Raw genomic sequence first — 25,799 nt, 5'->3', positions numbered from 1 at the left:
GATGACGTCGCAATTCACCGTTTCCGGCCTGACCAAGACCTATGGCAGCAACGTTGTGGTCGACCGGCTCGACCTCACCATCGAGGAGGGGGAATTCCTGGTTCTGCTCGGGCCGAGCGGGTGCGGGAAGACGACGACATTGCGCTGTCTGGCCGGGCTGGAAACACCCCAGGGCGGTGCGATCGCGTTCAAGGACCGGCCCGTTTTCGACGCCGACGCCCGCCTGAACGTGCCTGCTCACAAACGCAATATCGGGATGGTGTTCCAGTCGTACGCGCTGTGGCCGCATATGACCGTCCGCAACAATATCCGCTACCCGCTGAAGGTGCGGAAGATGAAAGAGGCCGTTGCCGAGGGCGCGGTGGAAGCCGCCGCCGAAATGGTCGATTGCGGACAGTTGCTCGACCGGTATCCCGCACAGCTCAGCGGTGGGCAGCAACAGCGGGTCGCGGTCGCCCGCGGTCTGGTGGCACGTCCCGATCTGGTGCTGTTCGACGAACCGTTGAGCAATCTCGATGCCAGGTTGCGTGATCAGGTGCGCACCCAGATCCACCAGTTGCACCAGAAACTCGGATTCACGGCCGTATTCGTCACCCACGACCAGTCCGAGGCCTTCGCGCTGGGCGACCGGCTGGCCATCATGAAGGCGGGCAAGATCGAACAGTACGACGCCCCCGAAGAGGTCTTCGAGAACCCGGTATCGGACTATGTCGCCGCCTTCATCGGGATGAGCAACCGCCTGTCGCTGCGGCGCGGACACGACGGCTGGGAGACCTCCGCCGGCGACCCGATCGACCTCACCCACGCCGTGGTACGCGATTCCGCCGACCGGCACACCGCCGCGATCGCCCGGTTGCGCCCCGACGATGTGCTGCTGCACGCCACGGCCGACGAGGTGCCGCTGGGCAATGTGGCCGTGCACGCCGAACTGGTGACCTACGAATACGGTGGCCGGTACTTCGATGTCACCGTCGAAACCGGCGGTGAACAACTGATCCTGCGGGCACCGGCCGCGCAGCACAGTGCGGCGCTGCGCGGCAGCCGGCCCGGTGCGCCGCTGGTCGTGAGTTTCTCCCCGGCGAGCCTGCGTGTTTTCGCGGTGCACGGGGACGATACCGCCGCCCCGGCGCCGGTCGCCGTCGCTGCGGGAGGGCACGCCTGATGGCCACCGTAACCACCGCCGTGAACCGCTCTTTCGCGATGCCGGCGCAATGGCGGACCCGGCTCGGGTACTTCGCCCTGCTGGCCGTGCTGGCCTATCTCGTGGTGCTGCCGATGGTGCAGTTGCAGTCGCTGGCCTTCGAAGACGGCGCCCGCGGCTACCGGGCGCAGTACACCCGCTTCGATATCGCCGAAACCATCCGGACCACCGTCGCGCTCGCGCTGGGTTCGCTGGTGATCGCCATGGTGCTCGGTACGCTGCTCGCTTTCGCGGCGAGCCGGCTACCGCAACGCTTCGGGTTCCTGCGGATCATCCCGATCCTGCCGATCGTGATGCCCGCGGTCGCCAATGTCGTGGGCTGGGCGTTCCTGCTCTCACCCGGGCCGGGCTACCTGAATGTGCTGCTCCGGAAGCTGCCCTGGTGGAGTGGTTCGGATTCCGGGCCGATCGATGTGTACACGGTTCCGTGGATCATCATCCTCACCGGTTTCGGGCTCACCTCGTTCGTGTACCTGTTCGTCAGCGCCGGAATGCAGAACATCGGCGCCGAACATATCGAGGCCGCGCAGATCAGCGGATCCTCCACCGTCGGGGTGTTCTTCCGGGTCGTGCTACCGCTGCTGCGGCCGTCACTGATCTACGGCGGCGGTATCGCACTACTGCTGGGGCTGGGCCAGTTCACGGGTCCGTTGCTGCTCGGCCAGAACTACGGCGTGAAAGTACTGACGACCGAAATGTATCGCCGGGTCTCGGAATCGCCGTCGGATTTCGCCGCGGCGGCCGCCGCCGGTTCGCCGCTGGTGATCTTCGGACTGGTGCTGGTACTGATCCAGAAAGGACTGCTGGGCAACCAATCCCGTTTCGTCACCCACGGCGGGAAGTCCTTCGCGCCGGCGGCGGGCCGTTCGCTGTGGGCCACGGTGACCATCGTCGTCTACGCCCTGTTCGCACTGATCATCCCGCTGCTCGGGCTGGTCATCGTCGCCCTGACCCCGTACTGGTCCGGGTCGCTGTCCTGGGATCTGCTCACCCTGGACAACTTCCGTACCCTGGCCGCCGACAGCGCCATCGTGAGTTCTGTGCTCACCAGTGTGTCGACCTCGCTGGCCGCCGTGCTGATCTGCGTACCGCTGGGCTATCTGATGGCCACCTTGCTGGTCCGCGGCCGGCAGTTCAAGATCATGGCGTTACTGGCCGATCTGATCACCGCGCTGCCCCTGGGCATTCCGGCGGTCATCTTCGGCGTCGGCTTCCTGCTCACCTATACCGAGCCGCCGCTCATCCTGTACGGGACCAAGACCGTGATCATCCTGGTCTACATCGTGCTGATGCTGCCGTACGCGACCCGGATGCAGATGACCGCCATGCTTTCGCTCGGTAACACCTACAGCGAGGCGTCGGCCACCAGCGGTGCGTCGCCGCTGGTGACGAATCTGCGGGTCATGCTGCCGCTGATGCGGCCCACGATTCTCAGCGCCGTCGCGCTGATGTTCATCCTGCTGACCCATGAATTCGCCGCGTCCCTGCTGGTGCGCGCCTCGACCACCCAGGTGATGGGCACCTTGCTGTTCGATCTCTGGCAGAACGGCTCGTATCCGCTGGTTGCGGCGATGGCGCTGCTGATGACCGCGGTCACCACCGCAGGTGTCGGTGTCGCGATGCTCGTCGGCGGCCGGAACGTGCTGAACAAGCTGTGAACCGCGGCCCGTCCGCAGTTCTTCCCTCGAATCAGAAAGGCCTGCCATGTCTACGGGTCCGTCGCGGTTGACCGGCAAAGTTGTCCTGGTGACCGGTTCGGCCGGCGGTATCGGGGTCGAGATCGTGCGCCGGTTCGCAGCGGAAGGCGCGGTGCTCGTGGTGACCGACCTCGGCGAGGCGGCCTGCGCCGAACTCGTCGCCACCCTGGACCACCCGGACCGGCACCTCGTCCGCGCCCTCGATATCGCCCGGGAAGAGGAATGGGGTGCCACGGTGAGCGCGGTGCGCGACCGGTACGGACGCTTGGACGCCCTGGTCAACAACGGCGCGATCGGCAGCCTGGCTTCGGTGGTCGACGAAGACCTCGACCGCTACAACCGGGTGATCGAGGTGAGCCAGACCGGAACCTGGCTGGGTATGAAACATGCCGGCGCCCTGATCGAGCAGAGCGGTGGTGGTGCGATCGTCAACCTCTGCTCGATTCTCGGCACCGTCGGGGGATTGGGGAACAGCCTCGCCTACGCCGCCGCCAAGGGCGCGGTGCGGACGATGACGAAGAATGCCGCCCTGCATTGGGCGGCGAAAGGTGTGCGGGTCAACTCGATCCACCCGGGCTTCATCGAAACCGAACAGCTTCTCGAACGCTACGAAGGCACGGAACGGCATCGCGCGATGCTCGCGAACACTCCGATGGACCGGCTCGGCCGCGCCGAAGAAGTAGCCGCCGCGGTGGCGTTCCTGGCCGGGGACGACTCGACATTCGTCACCGGTACCGAACTCTATGTGGACGGCGGCTGGACCTGCGCCTGACGGCGTGGAAACGGGGCTGTCTACACCGGATGAGGGTGGAGACAGCCCCGTTCGCCGGACAGCCGGCGATTGCCGGCCCGGTCGGCCGGTACGGACACCACCGCGATTCGCGCGGGCTCCTGCTGAGGAAGGTGCGGCGCCGGACGAGGGGTGGACTACTCGACACCCCGACACCGGTCGAGCCGGGCGAGGAGGTCCGCGTACAACAGACTTCGCCGAAACCCATGGGATGCGCATCAAAATCGCATACAGCCAGGATGGGGCGTGCATCGAGTACGCATGCATACAGCGGCCCAGCGATCGGGGCTGACTCGATCTAGGGGCTGATCCCACGGACCGTCTCGAGCCAAGGTTTCGAGACGGCATCCGGCGCGCTCGGCCTCTGTGGCAAGTCGCAGGTCGCGCCGAGCCGAGTCGGGTGGGCCGGGTCAGCGCCTGGATATTCCTGTGATCAGCGTTTTCCCGTGTTGGGTGGTGGTGGTGATCTTTTGTCCGTAGCGGATCGGTTCGGGGTCGTCGGGCCATTGCTCCTGCAGCTCGACGTCCCATACCGTGTTGCTCTTGTCTGCTGCGGTGATGTACACGCAGTACCGGACACCGTCGGGTTGGGAGTCGATCCCGGCTTGGATCGTCGCCCGGTCGGGCACCTTCGCATCGGGTGTGGTGAAGGTGCGGGCCAGGGCTGCGTCGCGTTCGACGTAGTAGCTCCATTCGAACCCGAGGATCGCTTGCTGCGGGCTGCTGTGGTCACCGGGGTCGGCTCCGATAGTGATCGAGCCTGATCTGGTGCGGGTACACCCTGCGGTGGCGTGTGCCCAGCTCGCCGGCAATGCCGTGGTGCTCGCCGGGGCCGCTGCCGTCGGTGCGGAACCTGCAGTGCCGGCGGCGGGAGGTGAATCGCGCGTGGTTGCCCGGAAATTCAAGGCGACTACTGCACCGATCGCGGCGACGGAGGCGGCGACGGTTGTGGTCCAGACAGCGGTCCGCCACCACCATCGCCGGCTGATGGAATCTCGATCGTCCGGGTCCGGGTGTGGTCGCACGCCGAGGCCACCGCGCTGCTCCCGCAGTGTGGGTGGTGCGGGTTCGTCGTCGATATAGGCCGGCAGCTCGTCCTCGGATATCTCGTCGTCTGCGTCGGTTTCTGCTGACCCTGAGCGGGCCGCGCGGCGATGGGGGGAATCGAGCCATTGCGACCATTCGCCGGAGTAGCGGCTGCGGCGGCGTTTATCGCGGCCGGTTTCCTCGGGCGCTGCGGGTGGGGCCAGGCTCGCGTAGGCGGGCAGACCGGCCAGCACGAACGGATTGCCTGCGGGCTGGGGGTCTGCAGGGCGGTCCTCGGCACCGGCGTCGACTTCGGCAGCACCGGCGTCGTGTTCGGTCATGACGTTTCCAGGACCACCCCGGCCTGTCCTGGTCGCCGGGGTCGAGGGTTCTCCTGGTCCTGCCCGGCACCTGGCCGGGTCGCCGGCGGAACCAGTGCGCCCGTCGTCCCCGGCTGGTCACCCGGTCCGGTCTGGGACGGCGTACCGGGTTCCGGGGTGGGCGGTTCCGGTTCTTGTTGCGGTTCAGGGAAAGCGATCACGGGTGGGGCTGTACCGCCGTTTGTGGTGCCGTCGTCTTTCTTGGTGGCCGGTGGATTTTGGGTGGGTGCGCCGCCGTGCCCACCGAACAGCAGGGTCCCCGGACCCGGTTTGTCGCCGGTGCCCGCGGGTGCGGTGGTGGTACCGCCGGGCGATCCCGGCGGGGTGCCCTGGTCACCGGACCCGTCGGCGCCGGCTGCCAGGGTCGATATGGCCTGTTCGGCCAGCTTCGCTCCGGTGTCGATACCGTGTGTGGCTACCTGCACCACTCCGTCGATGACTTTCGATCCGACCTCGACTCCGGCGTCGAGCGCGACCGTACCCAGTTGTATGCCGGCGGCCAGCGCGGCCTGCTGCAGTGCGAGCTGCGCGACCTGATGCGGATCCAAGCCTGCCGGGATCCCGGTGCCGCCGCCGAGCGCGGCCCGCACCGAGGGGTCCGCGGCGAAACCGTCGGGCACGGTCACCGTCGCCGCGCCGGGGCCCCGGTCCAGCGCCCGGGTGCGGCGGGTGTGATCGTCCATCTCGTCGCGGGCGTAGCCGACCTCGGTCACACCGTCGCGGATGGTCTGCGCGGCGAGGTCGAGTACCGCGTCGATGTCGCTTTGTGATTGCGCGGCGGCCAGCATCGGCCCTGCTTTCGCGCGGAAGTCCTCGATCACCGAGTCGAGGCGGCTCGCAGCGGTATCGCGGGTGGCGTAGGCGTCGTTCAGCAGCGTCGCCAACGCCGAGTGGTGATCGGCCAGCGCAACGGTCTCGCCCTCGGTGCGTGCGGCTACCGGCACCGCGGCCGGGGCAGTATTCGTGGATTCCAGCAGATACCGACCACTACGACCCGGCGCTTCGGCTGCCGCAGTGTTGTCGGCTGCCGCCGACAACGCCGCCAACACCTCGGTCGGGGGGCTGCCGTCACCGAGTGCGGCGCGTAGATCCAGCAGTGGTGCCAGCAACACCTTCAACAGCGGATGTTCGGTGGCTTCCCCGGTTTTCGTGGCCGGCCGCATCACTGCTCCCCGGTGTCGCCGGCCACCGCAACCGCGGCCGCGTTCTCGGTATCGGTGGCAGTCAGCGCTTGCCCCTGCGCGACCACGGTCTGCCCGTATGCGCCGAAAAGAGCGCCGGCGGTCCGGATCGTCGCTGCCTGGGTCTGCGCAGCCGCGGCGAACGCCGCCGCGAATTCCGCGCCGAACACACCCAAACCACTCAGCGGTGTCGCCGCGGCGGTATCGGCGTGCCCGGCCGCGGCATCGAGCAGGCCGGCCACCGCCGCGGCGGCATCCGCGAACCCCGCCGCAGCTTCCGAATCATGAGAAATAGCTTCAGGCATCAGCACAACCCCTGGTCTCGACGCAAGTGCAGCTCACACATTACGGCCGCATCGCCAGCGCTGCGAACCACAGCCGTCAGGCGGCGTCGCAGGTCCGCGGCTCGCAGGCCAACCTCCCGGGGTGCCCCGTTCAGCGATGGGTCCAACAACTACGTTCCAGTGCTCCGGGCCAATACCTGCCCACGACCCCAACGAGCGAGCGGAAGAGCCGGTGTCGTAAAACGATCTTGGGCTCAATCGGTCAGTGCATCACCGCGTGGATGATCATGTCGGCGTGGAGGGTTCGGTGCGGGGTTACGGGTTGTCACCTGCTGGTCAGGACGAGTTGTGGGGACGGTGGCGGGCAGGTGAGTCGCTCAGTTCGATGTCACGGTCGCTCGGGATGCCGCTGCAGCACGTGCGCCGGTTCCTGGCGCAGACCGGAGGAGTCCGAAGACCGCCTCGAGCTCGGCAGAGTCGGCATGTGACACTCACCGAGCGTGAGGAGATCTCGCGGGGCCGACCATGGGCTGCTCAGCGCGAATGATCGCGGTGTCGCTGGGTCGCTCACCATCGACGATCTCACGTGAGATCGCCCGCAACGGCGGCCACGCCACCTGCCGAGCCGCGGCCGCTGACCAGCTGGCCTATCAGCGAGCGCGGCGACCGAAACCAGCCGAGCTCGCGGCCTGCCCACCCTTGCGGGCGATGGTGGAGGACAAGCTCAAATCTTTGTGGTCGCCCGAGCAGATCGCCGGGTGGCTGCGTCAGCACTTCCCCGACGACCCGGCCATGCGGGTCTCGCACGAAGCGATCTATCTGGCGCTGTTCGACCCGCGACGTAAGGCGGATCGATCGCACCTTGACGCAGCGGTTGCGCACCGGACGCCCGATGCGAAGCCCGAAACGGGCCCGCAAACCTGACGGGCGAGGCGTGATCCGGGAACTCGTGCCGATCAGTGAGCGTCCGGTCGAGGTCGAATCCCGGCAGATCGCCGGCCATTGGGAGGGTGATCTGGTGATGGGCTCGCGGCCGTCGGCGATCGCCACGCTGGTGGAGCGGCCCAGCCGGTTCACGGCCCTGGTGGCATTGCCCGACGGGATCAAAGCCGAGCAGGTGACACCGCACCTGACACGTTTCCTGCTCGGATTGCCCGCGCCGATGCGCCGGACGCTGACTTGGGATCGGGGCCGCGAGATCGCCGGCCACCAAGCCACCACCGCGGCAACGCAGACACCGATCTACCTCTGCAAACCCCGCAGCCCCTGGCAACGCGGCACCAACGAGAACACCAACAGGCTGCTGCGCCAATATCTACCCAAGAGCGCCGACCTGCGTCGATTCCATCAGGCCGACCTCGACGCCATCGCCTGCGAACTCAACCACCGCCCCCGCAGGATCCACGGATACCGTAGCGCTGCTGAGGTTTACGCTGAACACCTGAACACCTGAACAGCGGTGATGCACTTACCCTTTGAGATCGCCATCGTTACCTTGACGCGCCCGGACGGCTCGATCTGCAGTCGAGCACGCCCCTGTCCCAAGGTGAACTGGCCCAAGAGGGGGTGGCCTGGTTCAGGCGAAACCCACGCAGCCGCTCTTGGATACGGCAATGATCGTCACCACGACTGCGAGGCCGACCAGGACCAGCGTCAGCCGAGTGCGCCGTAGCACGGCGGCGACGATGAAGGGGGCAACCCAGATAAGTCCGATGACGATGATCCCGGTGGCATGGTCGGCCGTTTTGGAGCTGGTCCATGTCGCCCTGACGTCGCAGCCCGCGGAAAACGCGTTGATCGTGACGAGGACCAAGCCGGCAAAGCCCCACACGATGGTAATCGCGACAGCGGCGATCGCCTTCAGCGCCCGTTTCCAGCCGGGCCGCCACCGAGGTGGTTGAGTAGTTGTCATATGCCGATCATCGCCGAGTGCGGCGGCCATCTCGTCATCGGCGCGAGAACGCCGACACTTCCCACCGCGAGTCACAGGCATGGGAACGCCCAGGTCGGCCGAAACCGGCGACTGTTCAAAGAACATGTCGTAATGTCCATTTGTTCAACAACAGACGATCACCCATTTATGTACGATTGCCGGGTGGCGGACACCGATGTGCTCGAACCGCTTTCCCTCGACGGCGATGCCCTGGACCCGATCGGAGGAGGAGCGCTGATCGGGTACGCCCGCGTCTCGACGCGCGACCGGAATCTGGACCGGCAGACCCGGGCGCTGAAGGCGGCCGGGTGCAAGAAGACCTTCACCGACAAGAAATCTGGGAAGAACGTCGAACGGGAGCAGTTGTCGGCATGCCTGGACTACATGCGCGCCGGCGACACCCTCGTGGTCGCCTCCCTCGACCGGCTCGGCCGGTCCCTGCAGGACCTGATCTCGATCGTGGCCGACCTGCGGCGCCGCGGTATCGGATTCCGGTCCCTGCACGAAGCGCTCGACACCACCACCCCCGGCGGGCGGCTGGTGTTCCATGTCTTCGCCGCGCTGGCCGAGTTCATCCGCGAGCTCATCGTCGACGGTACCCACGAGGGCCTCGCCGCCGCACGAGCCCGCGGGCAGCGCCTCGGCCGGCCACCGGCCATGAGCGACGAACAAGTCCGCCAGGCTCGTGCCCTGCTGACCCGGCCGGATGAGTCGGTGTCCTCGATCGCGCGGCTGCTGGGGGTCTCGCGGACCACGCTGTATAAATACGTTCCGGAGTTGACCAGCAAGCAGTAGTGATCGGTATTCGCTCTTCCGCACGCGCACAACGGCTTTGCGTACCGCCAGGTCTTCACCTGCCCGCAGTTCGCCACGACCCGAGCACTACCGAACGGGGGCCGGTGTGCGCCTACGAGTTCGCCGATTCCACTGCGACGACGCTGTCACCGGTCCTGACCGATATGGCGCCCGGAGCCGCCCACGGATCCGAACTGGCCCATCTGTTCGGACTGCGTTCCGGCGGGCCGTGGGTCCGGGAATGACACCGCAGCCGTTGTCCGCGGCACAACGGCAGCTGTCCGGCGAAATGATCCGTGTGTGGACGGAATTCGTGCGTTTCCGGTCGGCCGAATTCGGAGATCTGGCCGGAATTCACCAGTGCCCGCCCGCACCTCCACACATCCGGCGGACCTGCCGAGCCTGATGTGTATGCGGCGCACCACTGCGACCTGTGGGATCGGCTCGCCCGCCGATGGGCGCGGCAACGGTGGCCGAGACGCGGTGGATCAGCGAGCGGGCACGAAAATGTCCACGCCGGAATCGTTGTCGGCGGCCAGTACATCCCGGGCGGTCAGAACGTCGAGGTGCGCCATTGTTTCGCAGGTGGCGACCATCTGGTTGAACGTATCGAGGGTCGTGAACGGGCGGTCGCGGCGGGTCCAGGTCAGTGCCTGGGCGACCTCGAGACCGGTGCAGGGTGCGAGTTCGGTGACGGCGGCGCGGATCTGCTCGAAACGCCGGTCGTGATGATCCAGCAGGTCCCGGGCGCGCCGGCCGGCGGTGCCGCCGTCGGGACCGTGGGCGGGCAGCATGGTGTGATCGTCGTCGTCGCGGAGCAGAACGAGCGAATTCAGGAAGTTGTCGAGCGGTAGTTCCCAGGTGCCGAGTTCGAAGCCGATGGAGGGTGTGATGGTCGGCAGCAGATGGTCGCCGGTGAACAGCAGGCGCCGGGCACGATCCTGGAAGACCAGATGGCCCTTGGTATGCCCGGGTGTCGCGCGGACCTCGAGCTCGCACCCGCCGAGGGTGAGTGTTCCGGGCTCCAGCCACCGATCGGGGTCCGCCCAGTCGGCGACGTCGAAGGGTTCGCCGAAACTGTCGGCGTATACGCGCGCAGCGATACCGGTGGCTCCGGCGCGGCGCAGCTCGCGCAGGGAACTGGTGGGCACATTGTTGCCGAGTTCGCGGATCGCCGTGAGCCCGGCGGATTCGCCGGCGCCGAGGTGGACGCGGCAGCCGTGGCGGCGCCGCAGTTCCACCGCGAACGTGTAGTGGTCGCGGTGGATATGGGTGACCAGGACATCGTGGATATCGTCAGGGGAGCGGCCGATCCGCGCGAGCCCGGCGGTGAGCTCGCGGTAGGTATCCGGGCGATGCCAGCCGCCGTCGATCAGGACGAGCCCGGTATCGGTTTCCAGCGCATAGACGTTCACCGCGCGCAGGCCGTCCTGCGGTAGTTGCAGCGGAATACGGTGGATGCCGTCGGCAACCGGATAGCAGCCGGGCTCGGCCCACTGCGTGCTCATTCGCCGCTGCCGGCGCGGGGCACCATGATCTGTTCTTCGCCGAACCAGATCATGCGGCGGCCGCGCATCGCGCCCACATGCTGGACGGCGGTTTTCCATTCAGGGCTCGCCAGGGCAGCGTCGAGCGCCTCCCGGGATTCGAAACTGAGGATCGACAGGCCGTCCCAGCCGGCGGATTTGTCGTCGAAGGTGTCGAGGAGTTCGGTGTGCTGCCAGCGCAGCAGGCCGGGCAGCGGGTAGGTCACCTCGGCATGCTCGCCGCGCCACCACTCGATGAACTGTTCGTGTGACCACTCGCTGGGCCGGGATGCCAGCACGATGAGGTTGTACACGCCATCTCCTAACTGAATTCTGTTCTGTTTCGTAGGGCAGTCGCCGGGGCCGGTCGGTCGAGCCGCCCCGGAGGTCAGGGGTAGTCGCGCCCTCGTCCCGGGCCGTACGGAATCTGCGGCCCGGCGTCGTGGGGGTGTCACCGTCAGGCGCGCACCATCCGCACCGCGGTATCGGTGACGGTTTCGGTGATCTCGGCCAAGGTCAGCGTTCCGTCCGGGCGATACCAGCGCCAGACGCTGATCACCACGGCCAGCACCATCCGGCCGAGGATCTTGGGATCACCGCCGGTGAATACGCCCGATTCGATACCCCGCTCGATCAGTTCGGTCCAGTTCTGTTCGATTTCCTGGACCAGTTCGCGCGACCGCAGCCGTTCGGCTTCCTCTTTCTCCGATTGGCGTGGCTGGGCCAACAGGTCCATATGGTTCTGCAGAATGCGGCGCTGCAGGGCATCGATCGGTTCGGCGCGCAGCGCGGCGGCCACGGCGGCACGCAGGGCTTTCTCGGGATCCGGCTCGTTCTCTGTCGCCGAGACGAAGCGGTCGACGGAATCGGCGAGTTCCAGGCGCATGATCGTCAGCAGGCAGTGTGCCTTCGATTCGAAGTAGTGATAGAGGGCGGTCTGGCCGATCCCGACCTCGTCGGCGATGGAGGCCCATTTCGTATGCTCGTAACCGATTCGCCCGAACTGTTCGATGGCGGCCGTCAGAATGCTGCCGCGTTTCGACCGCGGGCTTTCCCGCCGGGCTCCGGTGTCAACGGTCATGAGTTGCGTGCCCCCAAATATCGACTGTGTGTGGATCGGTCAACTCTACTACCCAACCTGAGATGAATTCGAGTCAGCTGCGGCGAGTCGGGTGGCGAGTTCGATCGCGTCCGGGCGGGACAGTTTCCCGACCCGGTTCTGCGGTAGGTCGGCGACCGGGAAAAGGTATTCCGGCCATTTGAACTTGGGAAAGCCCGCCGCGGCAAGTCGGTCGGTGATGCCGGCGAGTGAGGGTTCGGCGCCGTCTGCGACGACCAGGGCGGCCGCCCGCTCACCCAGCAGTTCGTCGGGAACCGGCACCACGCAGACCTGCACGATCCCGGGCAGCGCCGCGATCGCCGACTCCATCTCGTTGATATCGATATTGCGACCGCCCCGGATGATGATCTGTTTCTGCCGCCCCATCACCCGGATGGAACCGTCCGCGGCCACCTCTACGAGATCCCCGGTGGGCAGGAACCCGTCCGCGGTGAGATCGGGCTGGATCGGGACCCCACCACGGGCGTAGCCGACGAACATCGAAGGCCCCTTCACCTGGGCGTCGCCGATCGCGCCGGCGGGTAGCCGGGTGCCCGATTCGTCGACCGCGCGGACAACGGTGCCCGGGAAGGGCCGGCCGTCGCGGCCCAGCCGGATTTCCGGAGGGTCGTCCGGCCGCGGGGTGGTATGTCCGAGACATTCCGACATCCCGAAGACCCGGAGAAAGGTGGTGCCCAGCTTGGTCTCGGCCTCGGCCAGGGCGCGCTGGTTCATCGGGCCGCCACCCACGGTCATGGCCCGCATCCCGGCCAGTCGCCCGGCGCTGTCGCCGGTGACCGAGAGCTGCAGGGCCATGGTCGGCACCAGCATCGTCCACGCGACCCGATGCTCGGCCATGGCGTCGAGCGCCGCCGCCGGAGTCCATCTGCCGATGGTGACCATGGTGCCGCCCAGAAAGGCCGGGAGATACATACCGAAGCAGAACGCGGCCACCGACGACAGCGGTACGAACGCCCCGACCGATTCGCCCGGCCGCAGGCCGACGGCCTCGATGGTGCTTCGGCAGGCGTAGCGGATGGCGTCCTCGGATTGGACCACGCATTTGGGCCGTCCGGTCGAGCCGGAGGTCATGGCGATGGCACTGCCGCCGCGCCACCGCTGCACCGGGCCGAACGGCGCGGTGCGCGACCGCAGCAGGTGGTCGCCGAAGGCGGTGACCACCGCGGGGAACTCCGTCGCGGACACGTCCCATCGAGTCAGCGCCGCGGGTTCGCCGATCACCAGATCGGGGTCGATATCCTCGAGCGCGAGCCGGAATTCCGTTTCGGTGGCGTGCGGGCTGAACACGGCCACCACTCCGCCCCGCAGGCCGACGGCCAGTGCCGCGGCCAGTGTGCGCCAGGTGTTGTCGGCCTGGATGATCACCGTCGGGCCTCGTTCGTCGATGGCCGCGATACGTTCGGCGAGCGCGTCGGCCGTCGCCATGATCTCGCCGAGAGTGTGCTGTCCGAGCTCGTCGATCACGGCGATCTCCGCCGGAGCCCGCCGGGCCCGCTCGAGCATCTCCTGCGCCAGTGCTTTCATCTACCCGTTCCTCGTGCCGGTGTGCTCTCTGTTTACTCGTTGCCGGGGTTCCGCGGGGAGGTTTGCGCCGGTCACGGCGGCGGAACCAGAACCGCGCGGCCGGTGATCGCGCCCGACCGCAGCTGCCGGTAGACCTCGACCGCCGCGGTGAGCGGGTAGGTCTGCGCGGTGACGTGCAGCGCGCCCCGCCGCGCCATATCGACGACCGCCGCCAGATCCGCATGGGGGCCCCAGAACGGGGCCGTGATCCCCCAACCGGCCGCCAGCCCTACGTCCTTACCGGCCTCGATACGTCCACCGGCGCTGCCGACCACCGACAACCGCCCGCCGGGGGCCAGCGCGGCGGCGGCCGGCGCGACCGTATCCGGTGCACCGGCGAAATCCAGGATCAGATCCGCGCCCTCGCCCAACGCTCCGGTTGCCGAACCGATATCGCCGAACACGGCATCGGCTCCCAACTGCCGAGCCATATCGCGCGCTTCCGAGCGGGTGTCGACCGCGACGATGCGCCCGGCGCCGAACTCGCGCAGGACCTGAATCGCCAGATGACCCAGGCCACCGACCCCGATCACGACGCAGATGGTCTCCGAGTCGAGGAGATCGCGGTGTTCGCGGACCGCGTGGTAGGCGGTCAGACCGGCATCGGCGAGCGGTGCGCAGAACACCGGATCGACCCCGGTCGAACGCACCAGGAAACGGGCCGCGGGCACGATCACTGCTTCGGCCAGCCCGCCCGGGTATCCGAGCCCGTTGCCGATCGGTGCGCCGCGGCCGTCGCGCGGGCGCAGGCGCAGGCAGTAGTTCTCCCGGCCCCGCAGGCAGTTACGGCAGCCGCCGCAGCCCCAGATGCCGTGCACCACAACCTGTTCCCCCAGCCAAGCCCGGTCAGCCGCCGGGCCCGCGTCCATCACGGTCCCGGCCACTTCGTGGCCGAGGGTGAGTGGCAGGGGATAGTCGAAACTGCCCGCCGCGGCATCCATGACGTGGAGGTCCGAACGGCACAGACCGGCCGCCGTCACCCGGACCAGCAATTCCTCGCCGCGTGGCCGGGGCGTGGGGATTTCGCGGAGCTCGGGTTCGGCGCCCCAGGCGGTGAGTTGAACGGCCAGCATCAGCGTGCGGTCCAGCCGCCGTCGACAACGAGCGTCTGCCCGGTCATATACGAGGAGGCGTCGGAAGCGAGGAAGACCACGGCCCCGTCCACCTCCCCGGCCCGGCCGCCCCGGCCCAGCATGGTGTTACGCCGCACCCAGCCTGCCGATTTCTCGTTGGTGAACAACCCGTCGGTCATCTCGGTATCGAACCAGCCGGGCACCACGGCGTTCACCCGGATACCCCGGCGGCCCCACTGACCGGCCAGCTCGCGGGTCAATCCCAGGAGTCCGGCTTTGGACGCGGCATAGCTCGCGCCACCGATCGGCGCGGTCGACACGAGGCCGATCACCGAGGAGATATTGATATACGACGCGCGTTCCCCTTCGGGGAGCCGGGACGCCGCACAGGTCGCGAGGTGGAAACCGGAGAGCAGGTTCAGGTCCAGGATGGCACGGAACTCCGCGTCGGTTTCCTGCTCCGCGTTCGGCGGTCCGGGCCGGCCCGCATTGTTGACCAGGACGTCGAGGCGTCCGCACTGCTCGTAGCAGCGGTCCACCAGTTCGGCGCGGTCGCCGGGGTCGGTGACATCGCAGCGTACCGGGACGATCCGCGGTTCGTCCGCGGCGAGTTGCTGTAGCCGGTCCACCCGGCGGGCGGCCGCGTAGACGGTCGCTCCTGCCCCGGCGAGCGCCCGCGCGAAACCGGACCCGAGGCCGGAGGACGCTCCGGTGACAACGGCGACCCGGCCGTCCAGCCCGAACAGATCCCGCAATTCCGGTGTATTCATCTGCGCCGCCTCTCAGTACACCGCGGTACGGCCGCCGTCGACCGGGATCAGTGCACCTGTCGTATAGCCGGCCGCGTCGCTCGCGAGATGGGTCACCAGGCCGGCGATCTCGGCCGGATCGCCGAGCCGTCCGGCGGGCAGCCGGTCGATGATCTTGCCGACGAATTCGTCGTCCCAGTGCTCGGACATATCGGTGGCGAATCCGCCCGGCAGCACACAGTTCACCCGGACCGACGGTGCGTATTCCTGGGCGAAGGCCATGGTCAGCGCGTTGAGTCCGTTCTTGGCCGCGGCGTACATCGCCTCCGGCGGGCTCGGCCGCACCGCGCCGATACTGGAGATATTGATGATCGAGCCGCCGCCGCCGGCGGCCATCCTGGCCCCGGCCACCGCCATGAGGCGGAACGGGCCCTTCAGATTCACTTCGATCGTCTTGTCCCACAGGCCCTCGGTGACCGACTCCAGATTGTCGGCCAGTGGGGCGATACCGGCGTTGTTGACCAGGATGTCGAGACTGCCGAAGCGGTCGATGATTGCGTCGACCGCGGGTTCGAGGGTGTCCCATCGGCCCACGTGCAACTCCAGCGGGTGGGCGCTGCCGGGGCCGTCGCCGAGCGTGGCGATCGCCGCTTCGCAGGCCGCGAGTTTGCGGCTGGAGACGATCACGGTGGCGCCGGCGTCGCGCAGTCCGCGCGCGATGGCCAGGCCCAGTCCGCGGCTGGCGCCGGTCACCAGCGCGATCTTGCCGCTCAAATCCGTTGTGCTCATTTGTATTTCTTCACCTCGAGGCGCGCGATGGTGCGCAGATGTACTTCGTTGGGGCCGTCGGCGATCTGCAGTGCCCGGGTGATGGCGTGCATCCGCGCAAGGACCGTGTCGTTGCTGACCCCCGCCGCGCCGAAGGTCTGGACCGCGCGGTCGACCACTGTATGGGCGACCTCCATCGCCGCGACCTTGATGGCCGCGACCTCCGAGCGTGCCGCGGCGTTGCCCTTCGTATCCATCAGCCAGGATGCCTGCAGGGTCAGCAGCCGGATCTGATCGATCTCCATCCGGCTGCGCGCGATCCATTCCCGCACCACCCCGCGGTCGGCCAGTGGCCCGCCGAACGCGGTCCGTTCCAGCGACCTCCGGCACATGAGTTCCAGTGCGCGCTCGGCCATTCCGATGGCGCGCATGGCGTAATGCATCCGCCCCGGCCCGAGCCGGCCCTGGGCGATCGCGAAACCGTCGCCCTCGGCGCCGAGCATATTCTCCGCCGGGACGCATACATCGGTGAACTGCACCTCACCGTGACCCAGCCGGTCGTGGAAACCGAACATCGGCAGATCCCGCAGCACCTCGACACCCGGTGCGTCGGCCGGTACCAGGATCATGCTCTGCCGGCGGTAGGAGGGGGCGTCCGGATCGGATTTGCCCATGAAGATGATCAGTTTGCAGTCCGGATCGAGGATGCCGGAGATGTACCATTTGCGGCCGTTGAGGACGTAGTGTTCTCCGTCGCGGCGGATGGTCGAGGTGATGTTCGTGGCGTCGGAGCTGGCGACGGCGGGTTCGGTCATGGCGAAGGCCGAGCGGATCTCGCAGTTCAGCAGCGGTTTCAGCCACCGCTCTTTCTGCTGTTCGGTGCCGAACATGGCGAGGATTTCCATATTGCCGGTATCGGGCGCCGAACAGTTGATCGTCTCGTTGCCGATGATCGACCGGCCGACGAGTTCGGCCAGCGGGGCGTATTCGAGATTGGTGAGCCCGGCGCCGAGACCGTCGTGGGTCATGAACAGATTCCACAGGCCCTGCCGGCGCGCCTCGGCCTGCAGTTCCCGCATGATCGGCGGCTGTTCGTGCGGGTTGTCCGCGGCGGCGATCTGTTCGTCGTAGACCCGCTCGGCGGGATAGACGTGGTGCTCCATGAACTGTTCGAGCCGGACGAGCAGCTCTCGGGTGCGGGTGGAGTAGGAGAAATCCACGGTGCGGCTCCTGGATCGGGGGAGAGGACCTCAACCGGCGAACAGCGCGGTTCCGGTCTCGATGAGTCGGTGGATGGTGGCGGGCAGCTTTTCCTGGTCCGGGTCGTGGTGCCGGCCTTCCCGGTGCCGCCGCAGGTTGTGGCCCATGATGGCGGCCATCTTGAGCCGTCCGAGTGCGTCGAACCAGGACAGCTCGGGCAGCTCCGGCCCGCCCGCGCGGTAGCGGTCCACGACTTCGGCGGAATCGGGCAGGCCCGGGACCGTGCGGCCAACTTCCGGGAAGTTGGTGCCGTCGGCGAACACCAGGAACCAGCCGAGTTCCACGCGCGGGTCGCCCGCGCTCCAGATCTCCCAGTCGATCAGCGCGACCGGTTCGGTACCGGCGGCGATGATATTGCCGAGCCGATAGTCACCGTGCACGAGCGTGGGCGTGACGGGGTCGGGGATCCGCCGGCCCAGCAGGTCGAGCAGCCGGTCTCCGCCCGCGACCAGCTCGGGCGGCACCGCGCCCAGCGTGCGGGCCCAGCGTGCGAGCTCATCGGCCGGTGTCAGGGCTGTTTCGGCGCCCGGCACCGAGTCCGGGTCGATCGCGTGCAGTCTGGGCAGCACCTCGGCGGCCCGCCGCATCCGCGCCGCCGCCAGGCCGGGTTCGACGGCCGGGTCGTCGAGGACCGGCTCGAGTGATTCGCCGGTCACGAATTCCATGGCGAACCAGGCCGGTTCGTCCCCGTCGACGGCCACGATCCGGGGCACCGGCACATCGGTATCGGCCAATGCCCGCATCACCCGGGCCTGCCGCAGCATATCGTGGCGGCCGATCGGCTTGCGGCCCTCGGGCACCGCCTTCACCACGAACGCGGGGCCGGTGGTGGTGACCCGGTAGGTGAGTCCCGAGTGGCCACCGGGAAGTCGTTCGAATCCGGTGACCTCGATATCCAGGCCGGTGCGCAACCGGTCGCGCACACGCTGTTCCAGCGTCATGGCCGCGGCTCCTTGGGTAGGCCGAGCACCCGCTCGGCGATGATGTTGTGCTGGATCTCGTCGGTACCGCCGGCGATCCGGTACCCGGGCGCGCCGAGGACGTGTTCGGTCCAGGCGTAGGCGCCCCAGCGTCCGGAATCCGCCGTGAGTTCCCGCCCGAGCAGTAGCCGCGCAACCTCGGAGGTCCGGGCCATGGTGTCGGTGGCGAGTAATTTGCCGACCGACGCCTCCGGTCCGGGATCGCTGCCCGCGACCACCGCCGCGGCCACCCGCATCCCCGCGATCCGCTGTACATAACTGCGGGTCACCAGATCCGCGACCCGGTCGCGTTCGAGCTCGGTCAGCTCGCGGCCCAGGTTGTGGGCCAGTACCACCGCCCGGTCCGCATTCGCCAGTCCGAGCCCGGCGCCGTCGAGCCGTTCGGCGGCGAGCACGGTGAGCGCCACCGGCCAGCCCTTGCCGACCGGTCCGAGTCGCAACCCGTCGTCGAGCACCACACCGTCGAGGTACACCTCGTTGAACGAACTGCCGCCGGTCATCTGCCGGATCGGCCGGACGGTCACCCCCGGTGCATCCATCGGTACGAGAAAAACGGTGAGTCCCGCGTGTTTCGGCGCCGCGGGGTCGGTGCGGCAGACCGCTACCCCGAGATCGGCGACCCGGGCCCCGGAGGTCCACACCTTGTGACCGTCGAGCGTCCACGTGCCGTCGGAGTTGCGGGTGGCCCGGGTGCGCACCGCGGCCAGATCCGATCCGGCCTCCGTTTCGGAGAAGAGCTGACAGGCGATGAGATCGGTGCGCAGCATCGCCCGCACATAGCGTTCCCGTTGCGCCTCGGTACCCCACTGCTCGATCGTCGGGGCCACCAATTGCTGGGTGACCGAGAACATTTCGGTCCGCCGCGGTACCTCGAACTCTTCCTCGGCGCGGCGGAAGGCCAGCGCGTAGGACATCGGCAGCCCCCGGCCGCCGTACTCGGGCGGCCAGGTCAGCGCACCCCAGCCCGCGTCGAATTTGTCCTGTTCGTAGGCGCGGATGAGGTCGGTGTGCCGCCGTTCTTCCGTGGCGGTCCAGTTCTCGAAGACCGCGACCGAATCGTCGCCGTGGCCCCAGGCGGATTCGGTTCGTGGTGCCGCCCGCCCGGCGAGCCAGGCACGGGCCTGCGCGGTGAATTCGGCAAGGTCGGGATGCTGCTGTGTGCTCACTGTGTCCACCTCAGACCGACAGAATCGTGCAGGCGCTGATACCGGGGGCGCCGTAGACATGGGTGAAACCGGTTTTCGGCGCACCCGGGACCTGACGGCCGCCGGCCTCGCCGCGCAGCTGGGTCACGATCTCGTGCACCTGCCGCAGGCCCGACGCCCCGATGGGTTCGCCGTTGGCGATACAGCCGCCGTCGGTGTTGATCGGCAGTCGGCCGTCGATCTCGGTGACGCCCGCCGCGATCATCTCCTCCTGCGCACCGGGTGCACAGAACCCGCATTCGGCCATATGCATGATCTCCGCGCCGCTTTCGGTGTCCTGAAGTTGCGCGACCCCGATCTCGTCCGGCCCGATCCCGGCCTGCTCGAACGCCGCCGAGGCGGCATCCGCACTGACACTGGTCGGCTCACCGGCACCTTGGACAGCGGGGCTGAACACCTCGAAGGACCCGAATCGGCGGGTGCGGTGGGTGATCGCACGCAACCGCACCGGCCGGCCGCCGAGGCGGCGCACGGCGGCCTCGCCCGCGACGACCACGGCCGCACCGCCCTCGCCCGGCGAGCAGAACATGAACTTGGTGAGCGGGTCGTTCACCATATCGGCCGCCAGAATCTGCTCGGCCGAAATGGCTTCGCGGCGCCAGGCATTCGGGTTGCGACTGCCGTTGCGGTAGGCCTTCTCGGCGACCTTGGCCAGCGTGGCCGTGGAGATCCCGTGCTCACGCATATAGCGGCCGATCTTGGCGCCGAAGAACTGCGTCGTCACCATCAGTCCGGCCGAACCGTAGCCCGCGGGCAGGCCCCAGTCGGCCGGGTCCGGATCGAACGCGCCCCGCGGGTGTTTGTCGAAACCGACGGCCAGCGCGATCTCCGCGGCGCCGGAGCGGACCGCGTTGACCGCCGAGAACAGCGCACTGCCGCCCGTGGCGCACCCGTTCTTGACATTGGTGAACGGGATTCCGGTGAAACCGAGTTCGGCCACCAGGGTGTCGGCCAATCCCGACCCGTCGCTGCCGCCGTAGGCGACCTGGATATCGGGCCAGGTCAAACCCGCGTCGGCGAGTGCGTTACCGATCGCCTGTAGTGCGAGCTGGCGCCCGCTGACCCCGGGCTGCCGGCCGAAGCGGGACAGCCCGCTGCCGATGATCGAAACCTGCTGGGTCACCGGACCTCACTCTGCTGACGGGTCGGGATGGCGAAGCGTGGCACCGGCGTCACGGCGACGAGGTGCACCGGTGCCCGGTCCAGATCGGCGAAATCGTCGCAATCGAGAATCGCCTCGACCTTGATTCCCTCGGGCAGTTCGACATAGCCGACCGCGTAGGGCGTGAATCCCTCGGCAGGAACGACATACGGCGGCGATTTCGGTGCGAACCGTTGCACGGTGTGCGCCCACACCACGCCTTCGGTGCTCAGCGCCAGCGGTTCGGCGGTCGGTGCGGCACAGCGCGCGCAGTTCGCGCTCACCGGATAACCGACCGTGCCGCATACCGTGCACCTACTGCCTTCCAGTACCGGTCTCACCTGCTCACCCATGTCGTCCCTTCCGATTCGTTCGCCGCTATCCGGAATTCAGCGCCCCACCCACTTCGGTTCACGCTTCTCGAGGAAGGCGTTCACGCCCTCGCGCGCGTCCTCGGACTGCAGGGCATTGCCGACGGCGAGGTGCTCCATCACCATCAGGGATTGGATATCGGCGTCCAGGCCGCGGTCGATGGTCATCTTGGTGAGCTTCATGGCGAACGGGCTCTTGTCCACGATCGGCGCGATGAAATCGGCGACGAGCCGGTCCAGTTCCGCGGCGGGGGCGGAGGCGTTGATCAGATCGAAGTCGGCGGCTTCGCGGCCGCTGAGCAGTTTGCCGGTGAGCATCAGTTCCTTGGTCTTGCGGATGCCGATCATCCGGGGGAGCCGGTAGATCGGGCCGGCGCCGCCGAACAGGGCTCGCCGGATGTGGAAGTCGCCGATCTTGGCGTCGTCGGCGGCGACCGCGAAATCGCAGGAGATCATGAGTTCGAACCCGCCCGCGGTGACGTAACCCTCGAGTACCGCGACCGACGGGGTGTTCATCGAGTACAGCCGGTCGCAGACCTTCGCGGAGAGCACCGCGACATCCATGGCGTTGGTTTTGCCGACGTAGTTCTCGCGCAGTTCGTCGAGGTCGAAACCGGAGCAGAAGGTGTTGTCGCGTCCGCGCAGCACCAGAACCTTCAGTTCGGGATCATTGTCGACCTCGACGATGATCTCGTCGAGCCGGTGCAGCAGCTCCACGGTGACCGCGTTCTTCTTGTGCGGGCGGTTGAGCCAGACGCGGGCGATCTCGCCGTCTTTCTCCAGGACGATGTGGTCGGTGTCGATCATCGGAGCCTCTTTCGCTATGGTTCCTGAACTGGATTCAATTCAGTTTTACTCGACGCGGCGGGGCGCGTCAATACGGATTTCCGGGAAGCGTCGCGGCCGGTCACACGCCGATCAGTGCCGCGATCCGGGCGCGGTGGGAACGTGCATCACCCTGTGCGGCTTCGTTTCCCAGCGCCCGGCGGAAATAGGAATGCGCCGGATGTTCCCAGGTGAACCCCACCCCGCCGTGCAGCTGCACGGCTTCGGCGGCCGCCTGTACAGCGGCGTCGGTGCATACCGCGCCCGCCACAGCGACGGCCAGCCGGGCCGAGTCGGGGTCCTCGGCATAGAGTGCGGCCGCGTACCGCGACGCCGAACGTGCGCGCTCCAGTGATACCAGCAGATCGGCCAGTCGATGTTTGACCGCCTGGAACGAGCCGATCGTCCGGCCGAACTGCTGCCGGGTGCCGACGTAGTCCACGGTCATTTCCAGGAGGCGCTCGACGATTCCGGTGTTCTCGCACGCGAGGGCGAGAGTCGCCAGGTCGCGCAGCCGTGTGCACGCCGTGTCGGTGGTATCCGGTGCGGTCAGTGCGACGGCCGGGCAGTCGCGGACGGTCAGAGTGGCCTGTCGCCGGGTAGGGTCGAGTACGGGGAGTTCCCGGCGCACCGCGTCCTTCGGTGGGCGCAGCGCGAACAGTATCGGGCCACTGGCAGTTTCGGCCGGGGCGATGACGATATCGGCGCTTCCCCCGCCGATCAGGTGGCTGATCGTACCGCCGACCCGCCATCCCTGCGGACCCGGCGTGGACCGGAGGTCGTCGGTGGCCGGATCGAGCGAACTCACCGTGGCAACGAGGTTCCCGGCGAGTACTTCCGGAAGTGGGTTGCCCTCGGCTTCCGGCGCCACCAGCAGTGCGTATGTGCCGAGGACTGCCGAGCTGTAGACGGGTTCGCAGACCAGTGCCCGTCCGCATTCTTCGAGGACGACAGCCAGTTCGGCCGTTCCGTAGCCGAGGCCGCCGTAGTGCTCCGGTACGGCCAGGCTGGTCACCGACATATCGTCGACGAGTATCCGCCACAGTCGCGGTGAGTAGCCGGGGCCGGTGGCCGCGGCTGTCCGGACCTGTTCGATATCGCTGTACTTGCCCAGCAAACCCCGAAGCGATTCGCGCAGCTGAACCTGTTCGGGATCTGGGGTGAGTCCCGGCGGTTCCGAGCGCGGCCAGGGGTGTTCGGCGACGGCTGCCGAGGTCGGAGACATTTTCTCCCCTTGAGTTGAGTTCAATTCGATAATATCGAGCCTAGCGGCTGCCGCCCTCGACAAGAAGAGGTTGGCTGAACTAAGTTCATTTCATGACCCACGTGATCGAGGACTACTACGCGACGGTGGACAGCGGGAGACTGCGCGATGCGACGGCCATGCTGGCCGAGGACGTCGAATTCGCGATGGTCCTGCCGACGGGAGTCAACCGGGACCGCGGTCGCGCGGCCATGTACGACTACCTGAACGGCCGGCCGAAGGTGAACCGCAAACACCGGCTACTGCGGGTCGCCGTCGACGGCGATATGCAGTTCGCGCACGGTGCGGTCACCGAGAACGATTCCGTGACCACCGGCTGGTTCGTTGCCGCCGTGCATATCGGTGCCGACGGTCGCATCGACCGGTATCAGGTTTCGTTCAGCGCGGATTTCGCGCTTCTACCGGCAGAGTCCTCGACCGAAGGAGCGCGCGCATGACCACGGCGGTACCGGTACTCACCCGTTGGTTCGGCTACATGGATTCCGACGACCCGGACCGGGTGCTCGGCATGATCGCCGACGATTTCACCATGTCCGTGCAGTTCTCCAAAGGATCCGGGCAGAGTGCCGAATTCGTCGGTGACCGAGCAGGCTTGGTCGCCTACCTGGCGCAGCGGGAAAAGAGCACGCTGATCCACCACATCGATGTCGGTGCGGTGGCCGGGGACTACGAGCTGGTCGTCGGCCGCACCACCCGCACCGGGGCGTTCGAGGCGTCCTTCAACGCGACAGCTCAACTCGACTCCACCGGGGCCGTCCGCCGCCTGCTCATCGCCCGGACCCCCGAGGTCGCGTTCGTCCGCTGAAGCCCGCCAACCGCAGCGGAAAGGAACCAACCGTTGAATCGTCACGTGCGGCTGGCACGTCGCCCGGCCGGGAAACTGACCGCCGAAGACCTCGAGCTGGTCGAGGCCCCGATCCCGGAGCCGGATCCGGGCGAGGTACTGGTCCGCAACACCTGGTTGTCGATAGACCCGTCGATTCGGATCCGGCTCGCCGAAACCACTCCGAACGGATATCTGCCATCCTTGCGGCCCGGCGACGAGCTGTCCGGACTCGCCCTCGGCACCGTGGTCGAATCCCGGCATCCGGATTTCGCTATCGGTGACCTGGTCTCCCATACGCTCGGTTACCGGGAGTACGCGCTGATCGGAGCCCGGGCGCAAACCATCGGCGGTTACGGCGCCGCATCCAGGATCGACGCCGCCGGCCTTCCGGACCAGTGGTTTCTCGGTCCGCTCGGTAGCGCCGGACTCACCGCCTATACCGGACTGTTCGAGATCCTGGACCTCGATACGGCCGATACGCTGTGGGTATCGTCCGCCGCGGGCGCCGTCGGGGTGCTGGCCGCGCAACTCGCGAAGATCCGCGGCGCCACGGTGATCGGTTCCGCCGGTAGTCCGGCGAAGGTCGCGTTCCTGCGGGACGAACTCGGTATCCCCGCCTTCGATTACCACGACGGCCCGCTGCCGGAATCGCTGGCCGAGCTCGCGCCGAGCGGTATCGACGCATACTTCGACAATGTCGGCGGCGACCACCTCACCGCGGCGCTGGACGCCCTCCGCCCGTCCGGCCGGATCGCGCTGTGCGGAGCGGTCTCCGGTTATGACGGTGCCGCACCGCCGGGACCGCCGAACCTGTTCACCATGGTGTCGAAAGGTTTGCGTATGCGCGGTTTCCGCGCCGGATCGTTCCTGCACCTCCAGGAATCGATGCGCCGGGAAGTGGGTGGCTACCTCGCGGACGGGCGGTTGGTCTATCGGGAAACCGTTTTCGACGGAATCGAGTCGGCGAGCGCGGCGCTGCCGGCCATGCTGTCCGGTCGCACCATGGGGAAAACTCTCTGCCGGCTCGCCTTCTGACGATTTCGCGGTCCGGTATTCAGTGGCCGCGTTCCGCGCGATCCGCCTTGCGTTCACGTTCCCGCTCGGCGGCGGTGGCGAGATAGTCACCGAGTTCGCGTGCGAGAGTCGCGTCGAGTGAACGTGCCAGGCTGCTGTGCACGGCGGCGACGCCGAGCTCGCGCATGGTGTTGAGCATACGGGTGGTTTCGGCGATTTCCGCATTGGTGTCGGGCAGCCATCCGGGCCCGTGTTCGTCGACGATATGTTTCTTCGCGGCGCGGATGAGAATACCGCTGATATCGTCGATCCGGGTCGCTACCTCGGCGTACACCGAGATCAGCGTGCCCAGATCGATCCCGTATTCGTGCAGCTCGGTGAACGAGGTGAGCAGCTGGGTATCGGTGATCGTCACGGTATCGCCGTCGATGCGGACCAGGTCCATCCGGCGCAGTTTCTCCACCAGCTCCTCGGACCGGGCGCCCAAAATGGTGGTGAGCAGTTCCCGGGAGACCTCGAACGGTTCCTCCTGCGACCAATTGGCGGTGACCGCGTGCTGTAGACCGAGTACTTCGGTGAGGTCCTTACCCGTTTCCCAGCTGGTGATGAAATCGGAGATATGCGCGGTGGTGAAACCGCGTTGCAGCAGCGCGTCGATGAGCCGCAGTCGTTCGAGGTGGGAATCGTCGTAGATACTGGCGCGACCGTCCTTGGCCGCGGGCGGCGGGAGCAGGCCGCGCTCCTGGTAGGCGCGGACATTGCGGGAGGTGGTGCCCGCGGCGCGGGCGAGATCGTCGATCCGATATCTCGGCATAGTCGCCGCACCT

General features: G+C 67.5%; 29 protein-coding genes. 10 read left to right on the top strand and 19 right to left on the bottom strand.

Annotation, left to right across the window (positions count from 1 at the left end):
* Position 1 precedes the first annotated feature (1 nt).
* The 3 genes from QH195_RS18145 to QH195_RS18135 are packed head-to-tail and all read left to right on the top strand — an operon-like array spanning position 2 to position 3,670.
* Complete coding sequence (locus tag QH195_RS18145; protein ID WP_280436277.1) at positions 2–1,162, top strand: ABC transporter ATP-binding protein; 1,161 nt, start codon at positions 2–4, stop codon at positions 1,160–1,162.
* The gene (locus QH195_RS18140; RefSeq protein ID WP_280436276.1) at positions 1,162–2,859 is read left to right on the top strand and encodes an ABC transporter permease; all 1,698 of its coding nucleotides are present in this window, start codon (positions 1,162–1,164) and stop codon (positions 2,857–2,859) included. The genes QH195_RS18145 and QH195_RS18140 overlap by 1 nt, the downstream gene beginning before the upstream one ends.
* A 46-nt stretch (positions 2,860–2,905) precedes the next feature.
* Complete coding sequence (locus tag QH195_RS18135) at positions 2,906–3,670, top strand: SDR family NAD(P)-dependent oxidoreductase (protein ID WP_280425596.1); 765 nt, start codon at positions 2,906–2,908, stop codon at positions 3,668–3,670.
* A gap of 428 nt (positions 3,671–4,098) precedes the next feature.
* Here QH195_RS18135 and QH195_RS18130 read toward each other — a convergent pair whose 3' ends face one another.
* From QH195_RS18130 to QH195_RS18120, 3 genes are read right to left on the bottom strand one after another with little or no spacing between them, the layout of a single operon-like run.
* Entirely contained in the window at positions 4,099–5,055 is a 957-nt protein-coding gene (locus QH195_RS18130; RefSeq protein ID WP_280436275.1) for a hypothetical protein, read from the bottom strand.
* A complete protein-coding gene (locus QH195_RS18125; protein ID WP_280436274.1) occupies positions 5,052–6,257 on the bottom strand; it encodes a hypothetical protein in 1,206 nt (401 codons plus the stop codon). The genes QH195_RS18130 and QH195_RS18125 overlap by 4 nt, the downstream gene beginning before the upstream one ends.
* A complete protein-coding gene (locus QH195_RS18120) occupies positions 6,257–6,580 on the bottom strand; it encodes a hypothetical protein (RefSeq protein ID WP_280436273.1) in 324 nt (107 codons plus the stop codon). Before QH195_RS18120 ends, QH195_RS18125 begins: the two co-directional genes overlap by 1 nt.
* A gap of 522 nt (positions 6,581–7,102) precedes the next feature.
* Between QH195_RS18120 and QH195_RS18115 the strand changes: the two genes are divergently transcribed.
* Both QH195_RS18115 and QH195_RS18110 read left to right on the top strand, forming a co-directional pair.
* Complete coding sequence (locus QH195_RS18115) at positions 7,103–7,483, top strand: helix-turn-helix domain-containing protein (RefSeq protein WP_280436272.1); 381 nt, start codon at positions 7,103–7,105, stop codon at positions 7,481–7,483.
* Entirely contained in the window at positions 7,377–8,012 is a 636-nt protein-coding gene (locus QH195_RS18110) for an IS30 family transposase (protein WP_280436315.1), read from the top strand. The genes QH195_RS18115 and QH195_RS18110 overlap by 107 nt, the downstream gene beginning before the upstream one ends.
* Positions 8,013–8,135: 123 nt before the next feature.
* Here the strand turns inward: QH195_RS18110 and QH195_RS18105 are convergent, their stop codons facing one another.
* On the bottom strand, positions 8,136–8,471 hold the full coding sequence (locus QH195_RS18105; protein ID WP_280436271.1) for a hypothetical protein: 336 nt from the start codon (positions 8,469–8,471) through the stop codon (positions 8,136–8,138).
* A gap of 183 nt (positions 8,472–8,654) precedes the next feature.
* Between QH195_RS18105 and QH195_RS18100 the strand changes: the two genes are divergently transcribed.
* Together QH195_RS18100 and QH195_RS18095 are read left to right on the top strand one after the other, a co-directional pair.
* Entirely contained in the window at positions 8,655–9,287 is a 633-nt protein-coding gene (locus QH195_RS18100) for a recombinase family protein (protein WP_432278285.1), read from the top strand.
* A gap of 104 nt (positions 9,288–9,391) precedes the next feature.
* Entirely contained in the window at positions 9,392–9,532 is a 141-nt protein-coding gene (locus tag QH195_RS18095; RefSeq protein ID WP_280436270.1) for a hypothetical protein, read from the top strand.
* A 243-nt stretch (positions 9,533–9,775) separates the two neighbouring features.
* On the opposite strand, the gene QH195_RS18090 is transcribed toward QH195_RS18095, so the two are convergent.
* From QH195_RS18090 to QH195_RS18025, 14 genes are all read right to left on the bottom strand, one after another.
* Complete coding sequence (locus QH195_RS18090) at positions 9,776–10,795, bottom strand: MBL fold metallo-hydrolase (protein WP_280436269.1); 1,020 nt, start codon at positions 10,793–10,795, stop codon at positions 9,776–9,778.
* Positions 10,792–11,127, bottom strand: coding sequence for an EthD domain-containing protein (locus QH195_RS18085; protein WP_280436268.1), 336 nt, complete (start codon positions 11,125–11,127; stop codon positions 10,792–10,794). Before QH195_RS18085 ends, QH195_RS18090 begins: the two co-directional genes overlap by 4 nt.
* 143 nt (positions 11,128–11,270) lie before the next feature.
* Positions 11,271–11,894 carry a TetR/AcrR family transcriptional regulator gene (locus tag QH195_RS18080; protein ID WP_280436267.1) on the bottom strand — a complete coding sequence of 208 codons (624 nt, stop codon included), beginning with the start codon at positions 11,892–11,894 and terminating at the stop codon, positions 11,271–11,273.
* A gap of 48 nt (positions 11,895–11,942) precedes the next feature.
* A complete protein-coding gene (locus QH195_RS18075) occupies positions 11,943–13,457 on the bottom strand; it encodes a class I adenylate-forming enzyme family protein (RefSeq protein ID WP_280436266.1) in 1,515 nt (504 codons plus the stop codon).
* 71 nt (positions 13,458–13,528) lie between these two features.
* Positions 13,529–14,569, bottom strand: a complete 1,041-nt coding sequence (locus tag QH195_RS18070; protein WP_280436265.1) for an NAD(P)-dependent alcohol dehydrogenase — start codon at positions 14,567–14,569, stop codon at positions 13,529–13,531.
* Complete coding sequence (locus tag QH195_RS18065; protein WP_280425606.1) at positions 14,569–15,339, bottom strand: SDR family NAD(P)-dependent oxidoreductase; 771 nt, start codon at positions 15,337–15,339, stop codon at positions 14,569–14,571. The genes QH195_RS18070 and QH195_RS18065 overlap by 1 nt, the downstream gene beginning before the upstream one ends.
* Before the next feature lie 12 nt (positions 15,340–15,351).
* The gene (locus tag QH195_RS18060) at positions 15,352–16,107 is read right to left on the bottom strand and encodes an SDR family NAD(P)-dependent oxidoreductase (RefSeq protein ID WP_280425607.1); all 756 of its coding nucleotides are present in this window, start codon (positions 16,105–16,107) and stop codon (positions 15,352–15,354) included.
* The gene (locus tag QH195_RS18055) at positions 16,104–17,306 is read right to left on the bottom strand and encodes an acyl-CoA dehydrogenase family protein (protein ID WP_280436264.1); all 1,203 of its coding nucleotides are present in this window, start codon (positions 17,304–17,306) and stop codon (positions 16,104–16,106) included. The genes QH195_RS18060 and QH195_RS18055 overlap by 4 nt, the downstream gene beginning before the upstream one ends.
* Before the next feature lie 30 nt (positions 17,307–17,336).
* Positions 17,337–18,287: a phosphotransferase family protein gene (locus tag QH195_RS18050; RefSeq protein ID WP_280436263.1), complete on the bottom strand. Its 951-nt coding sequence runs from the start codon at positions 18,285–18,287 to the stop codon at positions 17,337–17,339.
* Positions 18,284–19,492: an acyl-CoA dehydrogenase family protein gene (locus tag QH195_RS18045; protein WP_280436262.1), complete on the bottom strand. Its 1,209-nt coding sequence runs from the start codon at positions 19,490–19,492 to the stop codon at positions 18,284–18,286. The genes QH195_RS18050 and QH195_RS18045 overlap by 4 nt, the downstream gene beginning before the upstream one ends.
* A 10-nt stretch (positions 19,493–19,502) precedes the next feature.
* A complete protein-coding gene (locus tag QH195_RS18040; RefSeq protein WP_280436261.1) occupies positions 19,503–20,654 on the bottom strand; it encodes a thiolase family protein in 1,152 nt (383 codons plus the stop codon).
* Positions 20,651–21,025 (bottom strand): Zn-ribbon domain-containing OB-fold protein, encoded by a 375-nt coding sequence (locus QH195_RS18035; protein ID WP_280425612.1) that lies wholly within the window; start codon positions 21,023–21,025, stop codon positions 20,651–20,653. The genes QH195_RS18040 and QH195_RS18035 overlap by 4 nt, the downstream gene beginning before the upstream one ends.
* A gap of 36 nt (positions 21,026–21,061) precedes the next feature.
* Positions 21,062–21,850, bottom strand: a complete 789-nt coding sequence (locus tag QH195_RS18030) for an enoyl-CoA hydratase/isomerase family protein (protein WP_280425613.1) — start codon at positions 21,848–21,850, stop codon at positions 21,062–21,064.
* Positions 21,851–21,950: 100 nt separating this feature from the next.
* A complete protein-coding gene (locus tag QH195_RS18025; protein ID WP_280436260.1) occupies positions 21,951–23,093 on the bottom strand; it encodes an acyl-CoA dehydrogenase family protein in 1,143 nt (380 codons plus the stop codon).
* Between the two features lie 92 nt (positions 23,094–23,185).
* Between QH195_RS18025 and QH195_RS18020 the strand changes: the two genes are divergently transcribed.
* From QH195_RS18020 to QH195_RS18010, 3 genes are read left to right on the top strand one after another with little or no spacing between them, the layout of a single operon-like run.
* Positions 23,186–23,569, top strand: a complete 384-nt coding sequence (locus QH195_RS18020) for a nuclear transport factor 2 family protein (protein WP_280425615.1) — start codon at positions 23,186–23,188, stop codon at positions 23,567–23,569.
* Entirely contained in the window at positions 23,566–23,937 is a 372-nt protein-coding gene (locus QH195_RS18015; RefSeq protein WP_280436259.1) for a hypothetical protein, read from the top strand. Before QH195_RS18020 ends, QH195_RS18015 begins: the two co-directional genes overlap by 4 nt.
* Before the next feature lie 33 nt (positions 23,938–23,970).
* On the top strand, positions 23,971–24,993 hold the full coding sequence (locus tag QH195_RS18010; RefSeq protein WP_280436258.1) for an NADP-dependent oxidoreductase: 1,023 nt from the start codon (positions 23,971–23,973) through the stop codon (positions 24,991–24,993).
* Positions 24,994–25,012: 19 nt separating this feature from the next.
* Here QH195_RS18010 and QH195_RS18005 read toward each other — a convergent pair whose 3' ends face one another.
* Entirely contained in the window at positions 25,013–25,786 is a 774-nt protein-coding gene (locus QH195_RS18005) for a MerR family transcriptional regulator (RefSeq protein WP_280436257.1), read from the bottom strand.
* Between the last annotated feature and the right edge of the window lie 13 nt (positions 25,787–25,799).

The sequence above is a fragment of the Nocardia carnea genome (genome assembly GCF_029868855.1).
GTDB lineage: Bacteria > Actinomycetota > Actinomycetes > Mycobacteriales > Mycobacteriaceae > Nocardia > Nocardia carnea_A.
The sequence above is the reverse complement of the archived record's forward strand: the minus strand, read 5'-3'. Positions and strand labels throughout refer to the sequence as shown.

Excerpts from the sequence above, each read along its gene's own strand:
- QH195_RS18145 (WP_280436277.1), top strand. The coding sequence starts at position 2 with ATGACGTCGCAATTCACCGTTTCCGGCCTGACCAAGACCTATGGCAGC.
- QH195_RS18025 (WP_280436260.1), bottom strand. The coding sequence starts at position 23,093 with ATGTCTCCGACCTCGGCAGCCGTCGCCGAACACCCCTGGCCGCGCTCG.
- QH195_RS18135 (WP_280425596.1), top strand. The coding sequence starts at position 2,906 with ATGTCTACGGGTCCGTCGCGGTTGACCGGCAAAGTTGTCCTGGTGACC.
- QH195_RS18060 (WP_280425607.1), bottom strand. The coding sequence starts at position 16,107 with ATGAGCACAACGGATTTGAGCGGCAAGATCGCGCTGGTGACCGGCGCC.
- QH195_RS18015 (WP_280436259.1), top strand. The coding sequence starts at position 23,566 with ATGACCACGGCGGTACCGGTACTCACCCGTTGGTTCGGCTACATGGAT.
- QH195_RS18030 (WP_280425613.1), bottom strand. The coding sequence starts at position 21,850 with ATGATCGACACCGACCACATCGTCCTGGAGAAAGACGGCGAGATCGCC.
- QH195_RS18035 (WP_280425612.1), bottom strand. The coding sequence starts at position 21,025 with ATGGGTGAGCAGGTGAGACCGGTACTGGAAGGCAGTAGGTGCACGGTA.
- QH195_RS18140 (WP_280436276.1), top strand. The coding sequence starts at position 1,162 with ATGGCCACCGTAACCACCGCCGTGAACCGCTCTTTCGCGATGCCGGCG.
- QH195_RS18130 (WP_280436275.1), bottom strand. The coding sequence starts at position 5,055 with ATGACCGAACACGACGCCGGTGCTGCCGAAGTCGACGCCGGTGCCGAG.
- QH195_RS18105 (WP_280436271.1), bottom strand. The coding sequence starts at position 8,471 with ATGACAACTACTCAACCACCTCGGTGGCGGCCCGGCTGGAAACGGGCG.
- QH195_RS18020 (WP_280425615.1), top strand. The coding sequence starts at position 23,186 with ATGACCCACGTGATCGAGGACTACTACGCGACGGTGGACAGCGGGAGA.
- QH195_RS18115 (WP_280436272.1), top strand. The coding sequence starts at position 7,103 with ATGATCGCGGTGTCGCTGGGTCGCTCACCATCGACGATCTCACGTGAG.
- QH195_RS18090 (WP_280436269.1), bottom strand. The coding sequence starts at position 10,795 with ATGAGCACGCAGTGGGCCGAGCCCGGCTGCTATCCGGTTGCCGACGGC.
- QH195_RS18005 (WP_280436257.1), bottom strand. The coding sequence starts at position 25,786 with ATGCCGAGATATCGGATCGACGATCTCGCCCGCGCCGCGGGCACCACC.
- QH195_RS18125 (WP_280436274.1), bottom strand. The coding sequence starts at position 6,257 with ATGCGGCCGGCCACGAAAACCGGGGAAGCCACCGAACATCCGCTGTTG.
- QH195_RS18120 (WP_280436273.1), bottom strand. The coding sequence starts at position 6,580 with ATGCCTGAAGCTATTTCTCATGATTCGGAAGCTGCGGCGGGGTTCGCG.
- QH195_RS18075 (WP_280436266.1), bottom strand. The coding sequence starts at position 13,457 with ATGAAAGCACTGGCGCAGGAGATGCTCGAGCGGGCCCGGCGGGCTCCG.
- QH195_RS18050 (WP_280436263.1), bottom strand. The coding sequence starts at position 18,287 with ATGACGCTGGAACAGCGTGTGCGCGACCGGTTGCGCACCGGCCTGGAT.
- QH195_RS18080 (WP_280436267.1), bottom strand. The coding sequence starts at position 11,894 with ATGACCGTTGACACCGGAGCCCGGCGGGAAAGCCCGCGGTCGAAACGC.
- QH195_RS18070 (WP_280436265.1), bottom strand. The coding sequence starts at position 14,569 with ATGCTGGCCGTTCAACTCACCGCCTGGGGCGCCGAACCCGAGCTCCGC.
- QH195_RS18065 (WP_280425606.1), bottom strand. The coding sequence starts at position 15,339 with ATGAATACACCGGAATTGCGGGATCTGTTCGGGCTGGACGGCCGGGTC.